Origin of the sequence: Pseudoalteromonas sp. SWXJZ10B (genome assembly GCF_015864475.1) — a bacterium.
Classification (GTDB): Bacteria; Pseudomonadota; Gammaproteobacteria; order Enterobacterales; family Alteromonadaceae; genus Pseudoalteromonas; species Pseudoalteromonas arctica.
This window is the reverse complement of the sequence record NZ_JADYXD010000032.1, coordinates 18,650-36,364: the sequence shown is the minus strand read 5'-3', so window position 1 is coordinate 36,364 and position 17,715 is coordinate 18,650. Positions and strand designations below refer to the sequence as shown.

The 17,715-nt window shown below is 37.8% G+C and carries 22 protein-coding genes; 6 read left to right on the top strand and 16 right to left on the bottom strand.

From position 1 onward, the window contains the following. Positions 1–117: 117 nt before the first annotated feature. The 3 genes from I6F54_RS19045 to folB are packed head-to-tail and all read right to left on the bottom strand — an operon-like array spanning position 118 to position 1,763. On the bottom strand, positions 118–918 hold the full coding sequence (locus I6F54_RS19045; RefSeq protein ID WP_007584742.1) for an undecaprenyl-diphosphate phosphatase: 801 nt from the start codon (positions 916–918) through the stop codon (positions 118–120). Beyond that, the gene (gene folK / locus I6F54_RS19040) at positions 915–1,403 is read right to left on the bottom strand and encodes a 2-amino-4-hydroxy-6-hydroxymethyldihydropteridine diphosphokinase (protein WP_007584740.1); all 489 of its coding nucleotides are present in this window, start codon (positions 1,401–1,403) and stop codon (positions 915–917) included. The genes I6F54_RS19045 and folK overlap by 4 nt, the downstream gene beginning before the upstream one ends. Continuing rightward, on the bottom strand, positions 1,404–1,763 hold the full coding sequence (gene folB, locus I6F54_RS19035; RefSeq protein ID WP_007584738.1) for a dihydroneopterin aldolase: 360 nt from the start codon (positions 1,761–1,763) through the stop codon (positions 1,404–1,406). Between the two features lie 230 nt (positions 1,764–1,993). On the opposite strand from folB, the gene plsY reads away from it, so the two are divergent. Next, positions 1,994–2,605 (top strand): glycerol-3-phosphate 1-O-acyltransferase PlsY, encoded by a 612-nt coding sequence (gene plsY / locus I6F54_RS19030; protein WP_165736229.1) that lies wholly within the window; start codon positions 1,994–1,996, stop codon positions 2,603–2,605. Between the two features lie 174 nt (positions 2,606–2,779). Here the strand turns inward: plsY and tsaD are convergent, their stop codons facing one another. Genes tsaD through I6F54_RS19015 form a run of 3 tightly spaced genes read right to left on the bottom strand, consistent with a single transcriptional unit; the run spans position 2,780 to position 4,768 of the window. Beyond that, on the bottom strand, positions 2,780–3,793 hold the full coding sequence (tsaD, locus tag I6F54_RS19025) for a tRNA (adenosine(37)-N6)-threonylcarbamoyltransferase complex transferase subunit TsaD (protein WP_010554406.1): 1,014 nt from the start codon (positions 3,791–3,793) through the stop codon (positions 2,780–2,782). Between the two features lie 38 nt (positions 3,794–3,831). Next, positions 3,832–4,422, bottom strand: coding sequence for a YjaG family protein (locus I6F54_RS19020; RefSeq protein ID WP_197142702.1), 591 nt, complete (start codon positions 4,420–4,422; stop codon positions 3,832–3,834). Further along, positions 4,415–4,768, bottom strand: a complete 354-nt coding sequence (locus tag I6F54_RS19015; protein WP_010554404.1) for a putative signal transducing protein — start codon at positions 4,766–4,768, stop codon at positions 4,415–4,417. Before I6F54_RS19015 ends, I6F54_RS19020 begins: the two co-directional genes overlap by 8 nt. 75 nt (positions 4,769–4,843) lie before the next feature. Between I6F54_RS19015 and I6F54_RS19010 the strand changes: the two genes are divergently transcribed. The 3 genes from I6F54_RS19010 (at position 4,844) to I6F54_RS19000 (ending at position 7,241) form a co-directional block, all read left to right on the top strand. Then, complete coding sequence (locus I6F54_RS19010; protein ID WP_007584730.1) at positions 4,844–5,266, top strand: DUF2721 domain-containing protein; 423 nt, start codon at positions 4,844–4,846, stop codon at positions 5,264–5,266. 377 nt (positions 5,267–5,643) lie between these two features. Then, positions 5,644–6,528: a LysR family transcriptional regulator gene (locus I6F54_RS19005; RefSeq protein WP_007584725.1), complete on the top strand. Its 885-nt coding sequence runs from the start codon at positions 5,644–5,646 to the stop codon at positions 6,526–6,528. Between the two features lie 92 nt (positions 6,529–6,620). Further along, positions 6,621–7,241, top strand: coding sequence for a 2OG-Fe(II) oxygenase (locus I6F54_RS19000; RefSeq protein ID WP_007584723.1), 621 nt, complete (start codon positions 6,621–6,623; stop codon positions 7,239–7,241). Positions 7,242–7,278: 37 nt separating this feature from the next. On the opposite strand, the gene ubiA is transcribed toward I6F54_RS19000, so the two are convergent. Both ubiA and I6F54_RS18990 read right to left on the bottom strand, forming a co-directional pair. Next, on the bottom strand, positions 7,279–8,157 hold the full coding sequence (gene ubiA / locus I6F54_RS18995) for a 4-hydroxybenzoate octaprenyltransferase (RefSeq protein WP_165741433.1): 879 nt from the start codon (positions 8,155–8,157) through the stop codon (positions 7,279–7,281). After that, positions 8,154–8,693 carry a chorismate--pyruvate lyase family protein gene (locus I6F54_RS18990; protein WP_165741436.1) on the bottom strand — a complete coding sequence of 180 codons (540 nt, stop codon included), beginning with the start codon at positions 8,691–8,693 and terminating at the stop codon, positions 8,154–8,156. Before I6F54_RS18990 ends, ubiA begins: the two co-directional genes overlap by 4 nt. 154 nt (positions 8,694–8,847) lie before the next feature. Here I6F54_RS18990 and I6F54_RS18985 point away from each other — a divergent pair, with 154 nt between their 5' ends. Next, the gene (locus I6F54_RS18985; protein ID WP_165729393.1) at positions 8,848–9,246 is read left to right on the top strand and encodes a flagellar basal body-associated protein FliL; all 399 of its coding nucleotides are present in this window, start codon (positions 8,848–8,850) and stop codon (positions 9,244–9,246) included. Between the two features lie 3 nt (positions 9,247–9,249). On the opposite strand, the gene glpG is transcribed toward I6F54_RS18985, so the two are convergent. The 6 genes from glpG to I6F54_RS18955 form a co-directional block, all read right to left on the bottom strand. Further along, the gene (glpG, locus tag I6F54_RS18980) at positions 9,250–10,068 is read right to left on the bottom strand and encodes a rhomboid family intramembrane serine protease GlpG (protein ID WP_165729392.1); all 819 of its coding nucleotides are present in this window, start codon (positions 10,066–10,068) and stop codon (positions 9,250–9,252) included. After that, positions 10,065–10,382: a thiosulfate sulfurtransferase GlpE gene (gene glpE, locus I6F54_RS18975; protein ID WP_010554397.1), complete on the bottom strand. Its 318-nt coding sequence runs from the start codon at positions 10,380–10,382 to the stop codon at positions 10,065–10,067. The genes glpG and glpE overlap by 4 nt, the downstream gene beginning before the upstream one ends. A gap of 68 nt (positions 10,383–10,450) precedes the next feature. After that, positions 10,451–11,476 carry an L-threonine 3-dehydrogenase gene (gene tdh / locus I6F54_RS18970; protein ID WP_007584716.1) on the bottom strand — a complete coding sequence of 342 codons (1,026 nt, stop codon included), beginning with the start codon at positions 11,474–11,476 and terminating at the stop codon, positions 10,451–10,453. A gap of 50 nt (positions 11,477–11,526) precedes the next feature. Then, positions 11,527–12,720, bottom strand: a complete 1,194-nt coding sequence (locus I6F54_RS18965) for a glycine C-acetyltransferase (RefSeq protein ID WP_010554396.1) — start codon at positions 12,718–12,720, stop codon at positions 11,527–11,529. Positions 12,721–12,889: 169 nt separating this feature from the next. Continuing rightward, positions 12,890–13,453: a D-glycero-beta-D-manno-heptose 1,7-bisphosphate 7-phosphatase gene (gmhB, locus tag I6F54_RS18960; RefSeq protein WP_197142700.1), complete on the bottom strand. Its 564-nt coding sequence runs from the start codon at positions 13,451–13,453 to the stop codon at positions 12,890–12,892. After that, positions 13,453–14,511: a glycosyltransferase family 9 protein gene (locus I6F54_RS18955; protein ID WP_197142698.1), complete on the bottom strand. Its 1,059-nt coding sequence runs from the start codon at positions 14,509–14,511 to the stop codon at positions 13,453–13,455. The genes gmhB and I6F54_RS18955 overlap by 1 nt, the downstream gene beginning before the upstream one ends. A 122-nt stretch (positions 14,512–14,633) precedes the next feature. Here I6F54_RS18955 and I6F54_RS18950 point away from each other — a divergent pair, with 122 nt between their 5' ends. Further along, positions 14,634–15,362 carry a 3-deoxy-D-manno-octulosonic acid kinase gene (locus I6F54_RS18950; protein ID WP_197142696.1) on the top strand — a complete coding sequence of 243 codons (729 nt, stop codon included), beginning with the start codon at positions 14,634–14,636 and terminating at the stop codon, positions 15,360–15,362. 16 nt (positions 15,363–15,378) lie between these two features. Here the strand turns inward: I6F54_RS18950 and I6F54_RS18945 are convergent, their stop codons facing one another. After that, positions 15,379–16,464 carry a glycosyltransferase gene (locus tag I6F54_RS18945; protein WP_197142694.1) on the bottom strand — a complete coding sequence of 362 codons (1,086 nt, stop codon included), beginning with the start codon at positions 16,462–16,464 and terminating at the stop codon, positions 15,379–15,381. Continuing rightward, positions 16,464–17,534 carry a glycosyltransferase family 1 protein gene (locus I6F54_RS18940; RefSeq protein WP_197142692.1) on the bottom strand — a complete coding sequence of 357 codons (1,071 nt, stop codon included), beginning with the start codon at positions 17,532–17,534 and terminating at the stop codon, positions 16,464–16,466. Before I6F54_RS18940 ends, I6F54_RS18945 begins: the two co-directional genes overlap by 1 nt. Positions 17,535–17,715 lie beyond the last annotated feature (181 nt).

Sequence of the window (17,715 nt, the reverse complement as noted above, 5' to 3'; positions counted from 1 at the left end):
CCCGATGGGTTAAGCCAAAACCATCTAAGTATCCCCATAAAAAGAAAAATGCCAGTCAGCTTAACTGACTGGCATTAACCTAAAGGTGCTTTTTTTGGTTTTACTAATTAAGTTTGTTTATAGCGTTAAAAATACAATCAAACCTACACCGAGTAATAAACGATATATTACAAATGGCAACATACCCATTCGCTCTATTACTTTTAAAAACATAAATATACATGCATAAGCCGATAAGAACGATAGCACCACACCAAGCAATAATGTATTCCAATCAACTACATGGTCACCCAGTGCAAGCTCTGCAATATAATAAAGCCCCATCATAGAAATAATCGGAATCGCTAGTAAAAACGAAAAACGCGCTGCGCTTTGCTTATTCATACCCAACATTAAACCAGCGGTCATCGTGATACCTGATCGAGAAGTACCCGGGATCATTGCAACAGCTTGTGCAAAACCAATGATAAGTGCCGTTTTCCAATTGAGCTGATAAATAGTTTTAATTTGTTTCCCTTTTGCATCCGCGTACCAAAGCAACAAACCAAATACAATGGTGGTAGTAGCAATTACCCAAGCGCTTCGCAAATATAACTCAATAAAGTCTTTTAAAAGTAAACCTAAAATAGCGGCAGGCACTGTACCTAGTATAATCCACCAGCCTAATTTACTGTCATCGGTAGTGCCTTGCTTACCAAAAGATTTAAACCATGCGCTTAGTATATCTACTACTTCTTTACGAAAATAAATAACAACGGCTATTAAAGTACCAACATGTACTGCTACGTCAAACGCAAGCCCTTGATCTTCCCAGCCTAAAATTTGCGATGGGAGAATTAAATGCGCAGAACTCGATATTGGTAAAAACTCAGTAAATCCCTGTATGAGGGCTAAAATAATTATTTCGATAATACTCATAGGTTAGAAAACTCCACCTTCCATAGCTTTTGTTGAGGGTTATTATATTCATTCCATAACTGCGCAATCGTTTGCTTAGCTACAGGATGATAAAAATCTGGGGCAACCTCACTCAGAGGTTGTAATACAAATGCATTTTTAGTTATTTCATCACGTGGTAATTGCGCTGGGGAATCGCAAGTTACATCATCATAAAACAGTAAATCTAAATCGAGCGTTCGTGGACTAAATTTTTTGTCGTTCGCTGTACGCCCATTATCACGCTCTATTTGTTTTAATAAAGCGCATACATCAGCAAGCGACATATCAGTTGTAGCGCCAACTACTGAATTATAAAAATTATTGCCAGCAAACCCAACTGCTTCACTTTCAAAAACAGACGAGTGCACAATGTGCTCAAAGTGCTGCTTAAGTGCAATTAATGCACATTGTATATAATGCGCTTTATTTATATTTGACCCTAGGCTGATATAAATTTGAGCCATTTAGTCAGTTGCCTTAACACGTGTAATTTCAACACCCACAGTTTGTGCTTGTGCTACTGCTGCTGGTTTACTTACTCTTATAGTAACTTGTGGCGTATTAAACTCGCTTAAAATAATCTCAGCCAACTGCTCAACCAAAGTCTCTAGCAACTCAACAGGTTTTGCAGTGCAGTGCTTAATAACGCGTTCGCTTACTTTTGAGTAATCCAGTGCTAAATTAATATCGTCATTTTCGGCTGCAGGCTTAATATCACTAAGCATTTCAATATCAAAATAAAGGCTCTGTTTACTTTCTTTTTCAAAGTCGTACACTCCAATAATAGTGTCGACGTGTAATTGAGATATAAAAACCTTATCCATTGATACTCCAAATAACAACAAACGACTAAGCAACTATACAAAGCATCAATAAAATTAATACTGTATATGGTTTAGCCAGTGTTTAAATATGTGAAAATAACTTCTACAATAGCAAAATAACCAAACTAGCTATTAAATAGCCTGTTAATAATTTTCACGATAAATTTTGCTGCCAATAATAGCTTAAAAGTACTATCAATTGGTATAGCAATTAAAAAATAAGGAAGCGTGTGTTAGCCACTTTAATGTTTGTTTTAGCTTATTTACTTGGGTCGATTTCGTCGGCTATTTTAGTGTCGCGGTTGTTCAAACTCCCTGACCCTCGTAATAGTGGTTCTAACAACCCAGGGGCTACAAATGTTTATAGATTAGGCGGAGCATTTCCGGCTTGCTTGGTTTTAGTGTTTGATATTTTAAAAGGCACTATTCCAGTATGGGGAGCTTATTTTTTAGAAGTTGAACCTTTAGAGCTTGGTTTAGTCGCTGTAGCAGCTTGCTTAGGCCATATGTACCCACTGTTTTTTAGCTTCAAAGGCGGTAAAGCCGTAGCAACGGCATTTGGCTCATTATTACCTATTGGCTTATCATTGGCTGGTTTACTTGTTTGTACATGGCTGGTTATAGTGGCTATAACACGCTATTCATCACTGGCAGCGCTTGTAGCTGTATCTTTAGCGCCCTTATATACATGGCTAATAAAACCACTTTATACTCTTCCCGTTACTTTTATCACGTTGTTAATTATATTTCGTCACCGTACTAATATTATTCGATTATTTAGTGGGGAAGAACCAAAAGTAGGCGCTAAAAAAGCACCCACTGATGAAAACGAAAACAGTTAATGTAAGAGTAATACCAATTTTATTAAAAACATAATCATTCTAGCGTATTAAATAACTCACTAACTACGTTAAAAATTATTTATATAGAACAACTATGTATCATAATTTTAGCCTTGTTATTGAGCTATTTTCTTATCGCTATAATAGATCACTAATTTAATGCAATTGGTATAATTAAATAGGCTCAAGGCTATCTATTGGCCAGCGAGGTTTTGTTTTCATATCAAGACTTGCAAACTGACCTGCTTTTAATCGTTGCATTCCTGCATAAGCAATCATTGCACCGTTGTCGGTACAAAATTCAGTACGCGGATAAAAAACTTCGCCTTTCATACCTTTCATTACGCGTTCAAGCTGCAGTCGAAGCTGTGTATTTGCACTTACGCCACCGGCGATTACTAAACGCTTAATACCTGTTTGTTTAAGCGCTCGCTTGCACTTAATAACCAGCGTATCAATAACCGCTGTTTGAAATGCATGCGCTATATCAGCTTTAGTTTGATCGTCGTCGTCATTTTCACGAATAGTGATTGATGCTGCAGTTTTTAAACCACTAAAACTAAAATCAAGACCTGGTTTGTCGGTCATCGGGCGAGGAAAAATAAAGCGCTTAGCAACGCCTTGTTCGGCCATTTTAGCTAAGCGCGGGCCACCTGGGTAGTCAAGACCAAGTAACTTAGCGGTTTTATCAAATGCTTCGCCTGCGGCATCATCAACTGACTCACCTAGTACTTCGTATTGTCCAATACCCGCTACTTTAACCATCATGGTATGACCACCCGATACAAGCAATGCAATAAACGGAAACTCAGGAATATTTTCTTCAAGCATCGGAGCAAGTAAATGCCCTTCCATATGATGAACAGCAACAGCTGGAATATCCCAACCGTATGCTAATGAACGACCAATAGAAGTACCTACCAATAATGCTCCAACTAAACCTGGGCCTGCAGTATAAGCAATACCGTCTAAATCTTCTGGGCCGCAACCCGCTTGTGCAAATGCAGCATCAATAAGTGGTAGCGTTTTACGAACATGATCGCGCGATGCAAGTTCCGGTACTACACCGCCATAATCAGCGTGTACTTTTACCTGGCTGTATAATTGATGAGCTAACAAGCCTTTTTCGTCATCGTATATTGCAATACCTGTTTCATCGCATGACGATTCAATGCCTAAAATTCGCACTGTACTTCTCCTGCCTTTAAAATTTCACTTCGCTGTTTTTATAACGTAAGGCCAATATTTGTTTGGCCATCTTCTAGGGCAAACTTTTTAAGTGCCTTCACGCTATCAGAGGTAATACGCCCCATATTTTCTACAAAATCAATTAGCTCACCTAATACTTCAATTTCGTATTGCATTAATGGATGTTCTCTAACTGCTGTGTTATCAGCAACCTCACCTTCAACCGTCATTTGATATTCAATAAAGCGGGCCACTGTTGCTTGAGATATTTTACTGACACTAATTAACTCTTGCTCATCTTGCGCCATTAAACCATGCATTAAGCTAAGTAAAGACGTTGCAGCATCAATAGCAGGGTAAGTACCAAACATATCAAAATCAGCAAGTTCAGGAACATTCGGTTCTATTTTTTCAACTTGTTTTTCGAGATCTATTTTACTTTTAGGCAGTAATATTTTTTCCCAACAAACATTAAGCGAATTACGAAGTAAGGTTTCATCACCAAACCCCGTTGCTTCGCTAAATAAACCGTAATTTGGCAGCATTCGCTCTATTAAAGCACTTGCCAAAACAGCTTTTTGTAAATAGTTAAGCTCTCTAATACGCTGAAAATTATTTGCTTTAGTCATTCTTTAACGTCTCACACGACCAACAAAAATCAAATGTTGATCCATTATGCTCATTACAGTTAGGGCATACCCAATCTGGAGCGGATTGTTTTACTTGTTGATAGTTTACCAATATTTGGCGCGCATGGCGCTCTTTTATCGCATAAACCTGCACACTAACTTGTGCTTGATCAAATGGAATTTCTCCCAATGCGCCTTGGAGCATCTCACCTTTTATTTTGCATTCAATGCCACTGGTTTGTATTAAACCTTTAATAATATTAGCTTCAAGGGTATTTTCGGCTTTATAAATTGTAACCCATTGAAAAGAGCTATCAGTTGAATTTTTATTATTAATATTTTGCAATATTCACCTCATTTATTTTGTGTTAACAATATCCTACGCTAAATTATTAGCATGCTGCACTTTTAAGGAATAAACATGACACTTACAACCCCGGGCTTACTTTTTCCAGCCATATCGCTGCTATTATTAGCCTATACAAACCGATTTTTAGTTTTAGCGCAATTAATTAGGGAGTTAAATGCGCGCGAAGGTGAATCTATTCGACCTGTTGTAGTCGCTCAAATCACTAACTTACGTAAACGAATAAACTTAATCAGAACAATGCAGGTATACGGCGTAGCCTCTTTTTTACTGTGTACATTTTCGATGTTTGCTTTATTTATTGAATTTAATACCACAGGGATTATTTTATTTGGCATTAGCTTAGCTTGCTTAAGTTTATCGTTATTAACGTCTTTATTCGAAATACATATTTCCTGTGATGCGATTGAAATAGAACTACAAAGCATTGAAAATAAACCATTAAGCAGCCGAATAAATAGAAATTTTGTAAAATAAACTCTCATAGATAAAACACCCTATTATTTGTCATAATCATGTTATATGTGCGCCCTATCTTGGGGCGTACTTTTTTATTAATTAGAACAATTAAACTCCAACCTCCTAACTAACCCACTGAGTTAAAATAACTTTGCCTAGATAGTTAATTGCAAAAATATAGACAAAACACAATAAACAACTAGTTATCAATTAAAAAAGTAATACTATTTGGTCGCTTTCCTCTTTAATTAATACTAAAAGGGGGGTATCCTGCTGGAAACACGTATGAACTTGCAACCGTATTTCAATATAGAATTTTACTAAACTTTAGAATAAAAATTAATATATTTGATATCCGTGGTATCTGCGACTTACTTATAAAAAGGGACTATAAAGTGAGATTTGAACAATTAGAGCAATTTGTAGCACTTGGTGTATTACGTCACTTTAGACAAGCAGCTGAACAAACCCAAATTAGTACTTCAGCGCTAACGCGCAGCATTCAAACACTTGAAAATGAAATGGGATATGAGTTAGTAAAACGCTCAACTCGTTCTGTTAAATTAACGCCTGAAGGCGAACTTTTCCTTGAATATGCTAAAACGACTCTATCGGAACTTGAGCTAACGAAAAAACGGATTTTTCAATCAGTAAACGGTAATGCTAATGAAAAACTTGTTATTGGCTATACCAATAAGGCAAGCAGCATAGTACCTATTTCTTGTGGACAGTTTTTAGCTCAATATCCTCATATAAAAATTGAAATGCAGTTACAAGATCAACAAGAGCTAACACGCAGACTCCAACAAGGTGAAATAGACATAAGTGTATACTCTCAAGCTATTAATAGTATTGGCAGTGACATTCACTTACCTGATCAGCTTGTATTATTTGTTTCAAAAAATCACCCTCTTGCACATAAAAACGATATAAGTAAGCAAAATCTTGATAGCTACCCTATGTTTGGCTGCTTCTCTCAATCTAAACAAGTGCAAACTATGCTTAATGAAGCAATTGATTCTTTAAATAAATCATCAAGTATTAAAGTGGGTAGCATTGAGCAAGTAATGGCTGGTGTAGTTAAATCAGATCACTTTGCTATAGCAAGCATTGAGCATGCAAACACAATCGCAGAGAACTCTGAACTCGTGCAACTAAAAACAAATAAAGATTTAAATCACGAACAACTCGTTGTACAAACAAGCCAACAAACATCTATTACCGAACATGTAGAGCACTTGCTGTCGCTTATAAAAAAAGCGGGAGCTGCATTTAACTAACCCTTCTTTTTGAAAAAGTGCGGCACAATAAACAGTAGCTTTAAATAGCTTTTCGGCTACACTGTCGCACCTTTTTTAAACAGCTGATGTGAATGAACACACTTTTTGGTCCTGATGTCTATTTAGATGATATAGAACGCCAAGGATACACCGTAATTCATAACGCGCTTATTGCCGATTTAGTTAACGATTTAGTTGCAGATTGTCACCGTATAAACCCCCACTTTAGCCTTGCCGGTATTGGTCGATTAAATAACTTACAAATAGATAAAACTATTCGTACTGACAAAACCTATTGGTTTGACGGCAGCTCTCAAGCACAGCTTACGTATCAAGCAATAATGCAAAGTATAAAAACCACGTTAAATCGTAGCTTTTTTATGGGGCTATTTGATTACGAATGCCATTATGCAAAATATACACAGGGTGATTTTTATAAAAAACACTTAGATGCATTTAAAGGTCGATCTAATCGTGTATTTACAACGGTGCTTTATTTAAATACGCCAGAGCAAGGTGGCGAACTTGTTATATATAAACCTAAAAGTAAAGAAGTAGAAATAACCATTAAACCAACTGCTGGCACATTGGTTATGTTTGAAAGCGAACGTTTTGCTCATGAAGTGCTTCCTGCAGTTGACGAACGCTATTCTATTGCTGGATGGTTTAGAAAAAACGCCTCTATTAGCGGCATTATTGATCCACCCCGATAGCTCTAAATAGCGAATTTTAACAGCCTTTATTAAGGCTTTAAAATGCTATTGGGTATGAAAGTAATAACCCCATAAAGATAGCCAAGCCCACATAATGATTATTTAAAAACGCTTTAAAGCAGGCATCTCTTTCACGTTTATGAATAAGCGTTTGTTGATATGCCAATAAACCAGCTGCTACACTTAAACCAACGCCAAACGCGACACTTAAATGATTACTTATACCAATAAACGCAACCAGAGCTATAAATACAGCATTAAGTAAAAAGATTATGTGGCGGTCGAATTTACCAAATAAAATAGCGGTTGATTTTACCCCTATTTTTAAATCGTCATCTCTATCAACCATCGCATACATAGTGTCATAAGCGACTGTCCAGCAAATATTGGCTATAAATAATAACCATGCCTGCTGCGGTAATGCATTTATTGAAGCCATATACGCCATTGGAATAGCCCAACCAAATGCAGCCCCTAAAACAACTTGTGGTAATTGTGTATAGCGTTTCATAAAAGGGTAGCAAAAGGCTAAAGCCAAAGCCCCAAAAGAAAGCAAAAGAGTATTAACGCTAAGCATTAATACTAAAATAAACGCAATAACTATGAGCAGTAAAAATAGGCTAAGTGCTTCACCACTACTAACCCGCCCTGAAGCTAGCGGCCGCTGAGCTGTGCGTTTTACAGAGCCGTCTATTTTCCTATCTGCAAAATCATTAATTACACACCCTGCACTTCGCATAACAACAACGCCCAGCGTAAATATAATAAAGTTGAGTAAGCTCGGCATCCCACTATTAGCAAGCCATAAAGCCCAGTATGTTGGCCAAAGTAATAACAAGGTACCAATGGGCTTATCTATACGCATTAGCTGTATATAGTAAGAAATATGTTTTGGCTTTAAAACGGCTAATTTCATGAGTATAAATATGCTCCTGGTAAAAACACTTCACACACTAAAAATTTATATTCTTTGAGTGCAAATACACTTCGACGGCCTAGTAAGTTTTTTTCGGGTAGGTTTAATTTTGCAACTAATTGCTGAACGGGGTGCTTGGCATCAAAATGAGCAATTTCTATATCCGTTCGTTTTAGTGCTGGGTCTTGAAAAATCACATCACCAAGAGGTCGTTCACCCATATTGTGCAAAGGATTGCTCGAATCATTTTTAGGAAGCCAGCTCTGTGCGTATACCACAGGTTTGTTATCGCACAATAAGAGTACTTCTCTATTAATCGCTGTTTTAGCGCTACAGTTTAGTAATAACTTTTGCTCTAGACTTAAAGTAAATAACTGTTCGCTCAATACTCTTACACTAAAAATTTGTGATTTACTTTTTAATTTAGCAGTTAAAGAATTAGGTTCAAAAAGCCATTCTTGCTCTAGAGGAGATAAATCACTTACATATGAAGTGGACTGCCAATTAGCAGATATAGACAGAGGATAAGTAATCACAATAGCTCAACAAAATAAAAAACAACGAGATGATACCATTGCCAAAGCTTTTGAAAAAGTGATGTTTTATAACCATAAATAATTGCTTGGCGCTGTTTATTACCCACTATTAAGTATAAACTATTTGTAACAAGTTTTAAGAAACGCTTTAAATATGAAAAAAATAGTATACGCAGGTCTTTTTACGTTCTTTGTAAGCGTCATAAGCTTTACAGCTCGTGCTGAATCTACAGTTGGTTATTTTGGTTTTGAGCCCGATATAATCACCAACTACATTGGCGCATCAAGTAAAAAAATGGGCTATGTGCGTGTAACTATTGATTTAATGCTTAATGACACTTCAAATATTGCAGTAGTAGAGCACCACACGCCATTACTACGTGATGCCCTAGTAGAAATTTTATCTAAAGAGCCTGAAGAAAAAATAAAATCCCTTACTGGCCGTGAAGAAATACGCGCAAAGTGCGCCGAAAAACTAAAAAGCCTCTTAAAAGAAGAAACAGGACAAGAGATCATCCGTGAAGTCTTGTTCACTAAGTATTTATATCATTAGTATTTAACGTTTTGCGTTAAATACTTTGGCGGTGTAGGCAAAAGCCATACCGCTAACTAATCCACCTAAGTGCGCCCAATTAGCCATACCTACAAACAATACATCTGCAAAACCAAGCACTAACCAAATCAACATAAAACCAACAATAGCCGTACTAACCAGTGCTGGTTTGTTCGGATTTAAAAAGCTATGAATCCAACAAAAACCAAGTAACCCATATACTACGCCACTCAAACCGCCAAAGTTAGGACCAACCATTAGGTATTGCGCCCAATTACTAATAAGTGCAGTCACTAAAAACAAACCTATTAAGCTGAGTTTTCCGCATTGCTTTTCGATATTGTCGCCAAGCGACATCCACCAAATTAAATTAAACACAATATGCATCGCGCTAAAATGCACAAGCGCAGGTGTTAACCAACTGAGCGGTTGTGATGGATTAAATTGCAGAGCTGTATAAATTTCATCAAATCCACCCAATAAAAAAGCGACATAAATAACAATACTTAATATGCTAACAGTTTGGTTAAGCCAGCTAAGCGCTTTAAATCGCGCCATAAGATTAAGTGATTGCCCTTGATATTTAAGCGGCGATTGCGTGCTGCCTACATCCCAAGATGCTTGCTGGTATTTTTCATGATTGGGGTTTTGTGTAAATTCAGTCCATAGCGGCTGAACTTGATGAAAGTCCTCTTCAGTCACGCTAATGATGACATTACTACCATCTGCTGAGTGTATCTTTGCATCTAGGCCTTGGCTTTTTAAATAATCTATAAAGCCCTGTGCGGCGCGTGGGTTATTTAAACTGCCAAGCTCTATCATCGCTCTACCTTCTCGCTGTAAGCCGCTTCCCAAGCAGTGAAGCCACCATCCATGCTGTAAACATCTTCAAAGCCTTGTTCAACTAAATAACTAGCTGCGCCCTGAGAGCTCATACCGTGGTAACACACAATAATAATTGGCTGATCGAATTCTTTTTCCATCATAAATTGTGCAATATTACCGTTAGAAAGTGCTTCTGAGCCTGGAATACGACCAGCTTGATACGAATTTGGATCGCGAATATCTGCAATTACAACGTCTTCTTTATCTAGAAGTTCTAACGTTTGCGCTATAGATATGTGTTTAAATGCCATTGAAGTCTCTTTAATTAATAGTATAAAAAAGGCGGCTAAAGCCGCCCTTCTTGTAATTTAGTTAGGAACTAATCCCAGTTTAAAATTACTTTACCTGACTGACCTGAAATCATCATATCAAAGCCAGCTTGGAAGTCATCCACAGAATACTGATGTGTAATAATTGGGTTCAAATCAAGACCAGATTGAATCAAGCTTGCCATTTTGTACCACGTTTCGAACATTTCGCGACCGTAAATACCTTTAATCACTAAACCTTTAAAAATAACTTGGTTCCAATCAACTGCCATATCAGATGGTGGAATACCTAGCATGGCAATTTTACCGCCGTGGTTCATGTTATTAAGCATTGAATTAAAAGCGCTTGGCACACCTGACATCTCAAGACCAATATCAAAGCCCTCTGTCATACCTAAGTCTTTTATTACATCTTCAAGCTTTTCGCTTGCCACGTTTACAGCACGTGATGCACCCATTTTGCGGGCTAAATCTAGGCGGTATTCATTTACGTCGGTAATAACGACGTGGCGAGCACCAACGTGTTTTGCAACCGCTGCTGCCATAATACCAATTGGGCCTGCACCAGTAATAAGTACATCTTCGCCAACTAAGTCAAACGATAATGCGGTATGAACTGCATTGCCAAACGGGTCAAAAATAGAAGCCAGTTCGTCAGAAATGTTATCTGGAATTTTAAATGCATTAAATGCAGGAATAACTAAATACTCTGCAAATGCACCTTCACGGTTTACACCTACGCCTGTTGTATTTCGGCATAAATGTACACGCCCAGCACGACAGTTACGACAGTGCCCACATGTAATATGACCTTCACCCGATACGCGGTCGCCTACTTTAAAGCCACGAACTTCCTGGCCCATATCAACGACTTCACCAACATACTCGTGACCAACAACCATTGGAGTAGGAATAGTTTTGCTTGCCCATTCATCCCATTTGTAAATATGTACGTCGGTACCACAAATAGCTGTTTTACGAATTTTAATCAGTAAGTCGTTATGACCGACTTCTGGCTTTGGCGCATCTGTCATCCAAATGCCCGGTTCTGCTTTTAATTTAGATAATGCTTTCATAATTCACACTCAACTAAAAAACCGAAGCAAGGCTTCGGTTTAAAATAAAATTAAATAACGCCCATTTCTTTACCAATGCGGGTAAATGCATCAATAGCAATATCGAGTTGCTCAATGCTATGCGCCGCTGAAATTTGTGTACGAATGCGGGCTTGCCCTTTTGGTACTACAGGGAATGAAAAACCAGTTACGTAAATACCTTCAACAAGTAACTTATCAGCCATTAACGAGGCTACTTTTGCATCTCCCAGCATTACTGGGATGATTGCATGATCTTTACCTGCACACGTAAAACCAACAGCTTCCATTTGCTCACGGAAATATTTAGCATTTGACCAAAGTTTAGCGCGAAGCTCGCCGCCATTTTCTAGCATTTCAAGTACTTTAATTGATGCAGTAACAATTGAAGGTGCTAATGAGTTTGAGAATAAGTATGGGCGTGAGCGCTGACGTAACCATTCAACAATTTCTTTTTTACCTGATGTATAACCACCTGAAGCACCGCCTAGCGCTTTACCTAATGTACCGGTGATAATATCTACACGGTCTAATACATTACAGTACTCTGGTGTACCTTTACCGTTTTCGCCAACAAAGCCGACTGCGTGAGAGTCATCAACCATTACAAGTGCATCGTATTTATCAGCTAGGTCGCACACAGCTTCTAAATTACAAATAACGCCGTCCATAGAAAACACGCCATCGGTAGCAATTAGTTTAGTTTTAGCGCCAGCTTCATCTGCTGCAATAAGTTGCTTTTCAAGATCAGCCATGTCGTTATTTGCATAACGAAAACGCTTAGCTTTACACAAACGTACACCATCAATAATTGATGCATGGTTTAACGAATCAGAAATAATAGCATCTTCTGCGCCTAAAATAGTTTCAAACAAACCAGTGTTTGCATCAAAACACGAAGAATATAGAATGGTGTCTTCAGTTTCCAAAAACTCACTGATTTTTTTCTCTAGTGTTTTATGAATATCTTGCGTACCACAAATAAAACGAACAGACGCAACACCAAAACCATGATTATTTAAACCGTTTTGCGCAGCTTCAATTAGCTCTGGGCTATTAGCTAGACCTAAGTAGTTATTAGCACAAAAGTTGATTACTTTACCTGATGCAACTTCGATTTGAGCTTGCTGCTGAGATTTAATAATACGTTCGCTTTTATACAAACCTTCGGTTTTTACGTCTTCAATTTGCTGTTGTAGCTGGCTAAAAAAAGCAGATGCTCTCATCTGTGTTCTCCATTTATTTGAACGGGTAAACAACCACATTTAAGCGACTGTTTATTATGGGGGGTATTGTAAAAGTTTAATGGGAAAAATGCACGGTTTGCAGTTCGTCGCAAACGCCCTAAACTGGAAGGAATTCCTGCCAGTTTACAGGCTAATCTGTTTAGTTTATTTATGTCTTTAAAAGTGCAGGTAAACTGTTTATAGAATCGATAATTAAATCAGCCTCTTGCTTGGCACTTTCATCAAAGCTTTGACCTGAACGCACTAAAACGCGGGTAGTGATCCCTGCTTTTTTCGCAGCCTGCATATCACTGAGTTTATCGCCCACCATAATACTGCAAGCAGGGTCGATGTTATGCTCTTGTATGCCTTGCAATAACATCCCTGGCGCAGGCTTTCTGCAACTGCACTCTTTCAAATATTCAGGGTGCGCTTTTTTAGGGTGATGAGGGCAAAAGTACACATCGGCAACTTCAATACTGTGATCGCTAAATTGGGTTTTCATCCAATCAGTTAGTGCTAAAAAATCAGTTTCGGTGTAATAACCTCGGCCAATTCCAGATTGATTAGTGACGATTATGATTTTATAGCCCGCATCATAAAATGCTTTACAAGTACTAAAAACACCTTCAATAAATTCAAATTTATCGCTTTGATACACATAACCATGATCAACATTTACTACGCCATCTCGGTCTAAAAAAAGTGCTTTATTTTTTTTTTGTACATTCATTACAAAGACTCTTTTTGTACAACATGATCAAACATCGCTTTTACGTCATCAACTGTAATTTGGCTCATTAAATCATCGCCTTTTACGCGCGTACCCCACGGCACTTGCTCAGCCGTTTTACCAGTTTGCTTAAGCAAATTTTGATGATAAACCTCTACCACGTAGTCTTGGTATAAGTAAGGACCTGTGCGTGCTGGGTTTGAATGTGCGTATAAACCAATAACCGGCGTACCAACCGTTACCGCCATATGTGCAGGACCCGTATCGGGCGCAAGCACTAAGCTGCCACGCTTTAACACGCACAACAACTCTTTGAGTTTCGTTTTACCCACTAAATTTAAAATAGGTGTTTTACTATACTCAACAATACTATTTGCTAGGTTAATTTCAAGTTCTGTTGGCCCCCCCGTCAATACCACCTTAAAGCCTTGCTCATTTGCATAATCAGCCAATGCTGCATAACGATCAGCGAGCCAATTGCGCTGTGCTTTACTTGCTGCTGGCGATATTACTAACAGTTTATTAGTTAGGTACTTTGGTGTTAGTAACTCATCTGCAATCGCTTGGTCTTGCTCTGTATATGGCATGTTCCAACTCGGTTTATAATCAGCAACACCAATGGCTTTTGCAAAACCTTTAAAGCCTTCAAGCACATGCGCCTGAGCTTGTGGCTCTATTCGTTTATTAATAAACAAGCTGTGCAATTCTTTTGAACGCGCCCAATCAAATCCTATTTTTACTTTTGCAGGAATACAATGCGCTACAAATCCAGCCCTTAATGCAACTTGCATGTTAAGTAGTACATCAAACTGTTGATCTTTAAAGCGTTGCTTTAAGCTTTTAAGTGCGGCTTTTCCTTGCTTTTTATCAAATACCACCAGCTCAACACCAGGTAAGTCAGCAAGTAACATGGCTTCTATTTTGCCAATAACCCAGGTGATTTTTGCATTAGGGTGTGCTTTTTGAATGGCTTGTACAGCACTCACACCATGACATACGTCGCCAATGGCTGAGAGTCTTAATATACAAATAGATGAATAGTTAGGAGCTTGAGTCACACATTCCCTTAGGTATTAAATACAAAAGCCGATCTTAAATTATAATCACGCTATTGCAAGCACTTATCCTCAGCTTTAAAACGCGCTAATATAGGCATATTATTTAGCAATTACGCAGAGCTATGTTTAAACAACACGTGCAAGGCAATCACACTGTATTAAGCCACCCTAAATACACGAGCCAAATTACTCTCGATTGGTTTGATGCAAATTATTGGCAACAACGAAATAAAATTGTGGGCGCTAAAAAGGGCCGAGCAACTGCGTGGTTTTTTAAACAAGACGAATTAACAGCCGTACTTAGGCATTATTGGCGCGGTGGCTTAGTGGGTAAATTGCTAAGCGATCAATATTTATATCCAGGGCTTGAACAAACCCGTGTGTATAAAGAGTTTAGCTTAATGAGTAAACTTATAGAGCTTGGTTTAAACGTACCAACCCCTATTGCAGCTAAAGTAACCCGCAGCGGATTAATTTATCGTGGGGATATTATTACCGAGGCTGTTAAAGGCGCTAAAAGCGTACTCGATATATTAATTGAACGCCCATTGACCGAAGATGAGTTGGAGCGCATAGCTAAAACAATCGCGCTATTTCATTCAAAAGGTGTTTATCACGCCGATTTAAACATTAATAACATTTTGTTTGATGATACTGGTGATGTGTACATTATCGACTTTGATAGAGGTGAAATAAAAATGCCTAATGTGCAGTGGCAACAAAGTAATATGGAACGACTTGAGCGCTCATTTTTAAAAGAACAAGGTCGAAACGAGACATTTAATTGGCAAGCGACTGACTGGCAAACTCTGCACAGCAACTACTTCAAAGCGCTCGCTAATATAAGTTAACCTAATATAAGTTAACTTAGTTAGCCAATGCTAAATACTTCAGAGCAACCTGCTCTGCCTGTACTTGTTTTAGAATATCTGCGTTTTCTACATTTGGCTTATCTGCTAGCACCTGCTTAACGGCATTGGTTAATGCCTCACCTTGCTGAACGGGTACTAAATATTTACTTAGCTCGCCTGTTAATATCTCGCTTGGTCCAAATGTACAATTAGTGCTAACTACCGAAGTACCCACCGCTAAAGCCTCAATTAATACCGTTGGAAGTCCTTCAAAATCAGAACTCAACACTAAAGCTTTGGCATGCTTAATCCAGTTGTACGGGTTTTGTTGAAATCCTGGCACTACTAACTGTTTTTCTATGCCGTATTCCTGTGCAAGCTTTAGCGCTTTAGCCGGTTTATTACATAAAAGTACTAACTTGTATTTTTTATCAAGCTTTGCAAATGCTGCAAATAATATATCGTGGCGTTTTTGTTTGGCGAGTCTTCCTACATGAATTAAGTAGGGCTCATTTGGGATATTGTTATTTTGCTCATTTGCTTGCTGTCTTATTTTTTCAAAATCGAACGGGTTGTAAATAGTCGCAATTGCACTTGGGTTAATTAAATCCCCTTGTGTTATTTCTTTTTCAACACCCTTTGATACGCAAATAAGTGATTTACCATTTAAATTTTGCTTACTTTTTTTAAGATATAAGTATGAAAATGGACCTAACTTTTTTTGACGTGCAAGTTCTGCATTAACTGAGTTGTGAATAACAAAATGAACATTTTTGATATTACTACGCGCGAGCAAGTTATTACTTCTATCAAGATTAGAAAGCACTAAATCAATATTGCCCAGCTCGCTTTGTTTTTTTTCAAACCAAGTTTGTAGTGTTAAAATGCTATTTTTACGCTGCCAAAATCGATCTACTTTTGATGCCCTATGTGCGAATAAACTCTCCACGTTAAGTACTTCAGGGATATTATATTCAATAGAGTTAGCAAGAGACAAAATAGTGATTCGGTGCTTTAACTTGGCCATTTCCTCAGCAAGGGTCAGCATTACTTTTTCAGCACCACCACCCACAAGGGAATCAATTACAATCACTATATTCATTAGCGATCCCCTATAAGCATATTTTTTATGCCATTAGTGATCACATCGAAGCTATGTGTATTATCAAGTTGGCTATATTTAGCAACGAATTCATTATAGAAAGGCTCGCTAATAACTTGAGCTATTTTCGTAGTGATTTCATCAATATCAAGATTTGCTTTTATGACAACACCTGCATTAACACAATGATCCAAACGTGTATTTTGATCTTTTGAGATAGCACATGCCACAACGGGGGTTTGAACTGCAATTGCTTGCAGTAAAGTATCTCCACCGCTAAGTAATGCGATTTTAGCTTGGCTCATTAATGCCAAAAAATCAGTACTTTGCAGACTTGCTAAACAAGTAACCTCATCACTTTCAGGAATGGCTTTCTTATAATTGGGACCAAACACAACAACTGCTTTTAAACCAGTGTGCTTAGTAATTTTAAGCGCGGCTTTAAAGTAAACATCAGCGCAATTAAGGTTATTTAATACATGTCCGCCTGAGCCAGCATTTACAATAAAATAGCCTTCCGATACTAAGTTATAGCGATTTAAAACATCACGTTTTTGCGCGCAAGAGGCAAATGTAACAAAAGGACCTACATTTCGAGGATGTGCCAAGGGAAACATGTCTAACTTAGTACTTTCAGCCCATGTAAGTGGCTCAATACAATAATCAGGCTGTACAACCCAATGTGTATCAATTAAATTAATTCTGTTAAGTTTTAAGCCTTTAGCACGTTTTTTTGCATGCTGAGAAATGAATATAACTTTAGCGCCTACCTTTTTAGCCGCCTTCATATGCCCTGCACGTCCTGCACAATCAAAAACAACGACATCAGGTTTAAATTGCTCTATAAAGTCGCAAACAAAATCAAGCTCTTTAGTCGCTGAGTGTTCGAGTAGTGTAGCTTTAAAAGGACAAGTTTTAGCATAAGGAGTATGCTTATTTAATATAAAATGAATATCGAGAGAATCTGCAAGTTCTGCCTGTAAACTTTGAGCCAACAACAACGAGCGCATATATTCACCAATGCCTTCCGGTGATGATACTGGAATAAATAAAAGTCGTTTGTTGCTCATTGCATTCTCAATGTCCTATTTGAGCTCCAGTATATCAATCAGATACTTATTACGATAGACAGGTTACATTTTAATATATTAAATTAACTCTATAAATTTGATTATTTACTGCAATAGCAGACTTAGATTGATAAACTTAGCCGCAATCTTAATCACAAGGATCTGAACTTTGCGAAACAGA

Bases quoted from the DNA above. Each gene is read 5' to 3' on its own strand.
- I6F54_RS19045 (WP_007584742.1), bottom strand. From the start codon at position 918: ATGAGTATTATCGAAATAATTATTTTAGCCCTCATACAGGGATTTACT.
- folK (WP_007584740.1), bottom strand. From the start codon at position 1,403: ATGGCTCAAATTTATATCAGCCTAGGGTCAAATATAAATAAAGCGCAT.
- folB (WP_007584738.1), bottom strand. From the start codon at position 1,763: ATGGATAAGGTTTTTATATCTCAATTACACGTCGACACTATTATTGGA.
- I6F54_RS19020 (WP_197142702.1), bottom strand. From the start codon at position 4,422: ATGACTAAAGCAAATAATTTTCAGCGTATTAGAGAGCTTAACTATTTA.
- I6F54_RS19010 (WP_007584730.1), top strand. From the start codon at position 4,844: ATGACACTTACAACCCCGGGCTTACTTTTTCCAGCCATATCGCTGCTA.
- I6F54_RS19000 (WP_007584723.1), top strand. From the start codon at position 6,621: ATGAACACACTTTTTGGTCCTGATGTCTATTTAGATGATATAGAACGC.
- ubiA (WP_165741433.1), bottom strand. From the start codon at position 8,157: ATGAAATTAGCCGTTTTAAAGCCAAAACATATTTCTTACTATATACAG.
- I6F54_RS18985 (WP_165729393.1), top strand. From the start codon at position 8,848: ATGAAAAAAATAGTATACGCAGGTCTTTTTACGTTCTTTGTAAGCGTC.
- glpG (WP_165729392.1), bottom strand. From the start codon at position 10,068: ATGATAGAGCTTGGCAGTTTAAATAACCCACGCGCCGCACAGGGCTTT.
- glpE (WP_010554397.1), bottom strand. From the start codon at position 10,382: ATGGCATTTAAACACATATCTATAGCGCAAACGTTAGAACTTCTAGAT.
- tdh (WP_007584716.1), bottom strand. From the start codon at position 11,476: ATGAAAGCATTATCTAAATTAAAAGCAGAACCGGGCATTTGGATGACA.
- I6F54_RS18965 (WP_010554396.1), bottom strand. From the start codon at position 12,720: ATGAGAGCATCTGCTTTTTTTAGCCAGCTACAACAGCAAATTGAAGAC.
- gmhB (WP_197142700.1), bottom strand. From the start codon at position 13,453: ATGAATGTACAAAAAAAAAATAAAGCACTTTTTTTAGACCGAGATGGC.
- I6F54_RS18950 (WP_197142696.1), top strand. From the start codon at position 14,634: ATGTTTAAACAACACGTGCAAGGCAATCACACTGTATTAAGCCACCCT.
- I6F54_RS18945 (WP_197142694.1), bottom strand. From the start codon at position 16,464: ATGAATATAGTGATTGTAATTGATTCCCTTGTGGGTGGTGGTGCTGAA.
- I6F54_RS18940 (WP_197142692.1), bottom strand. From the start codon at position 17,534: ATGAGCAACAAACGACTTTTATTTATTCCAGTATCATCACCGGAAGGC.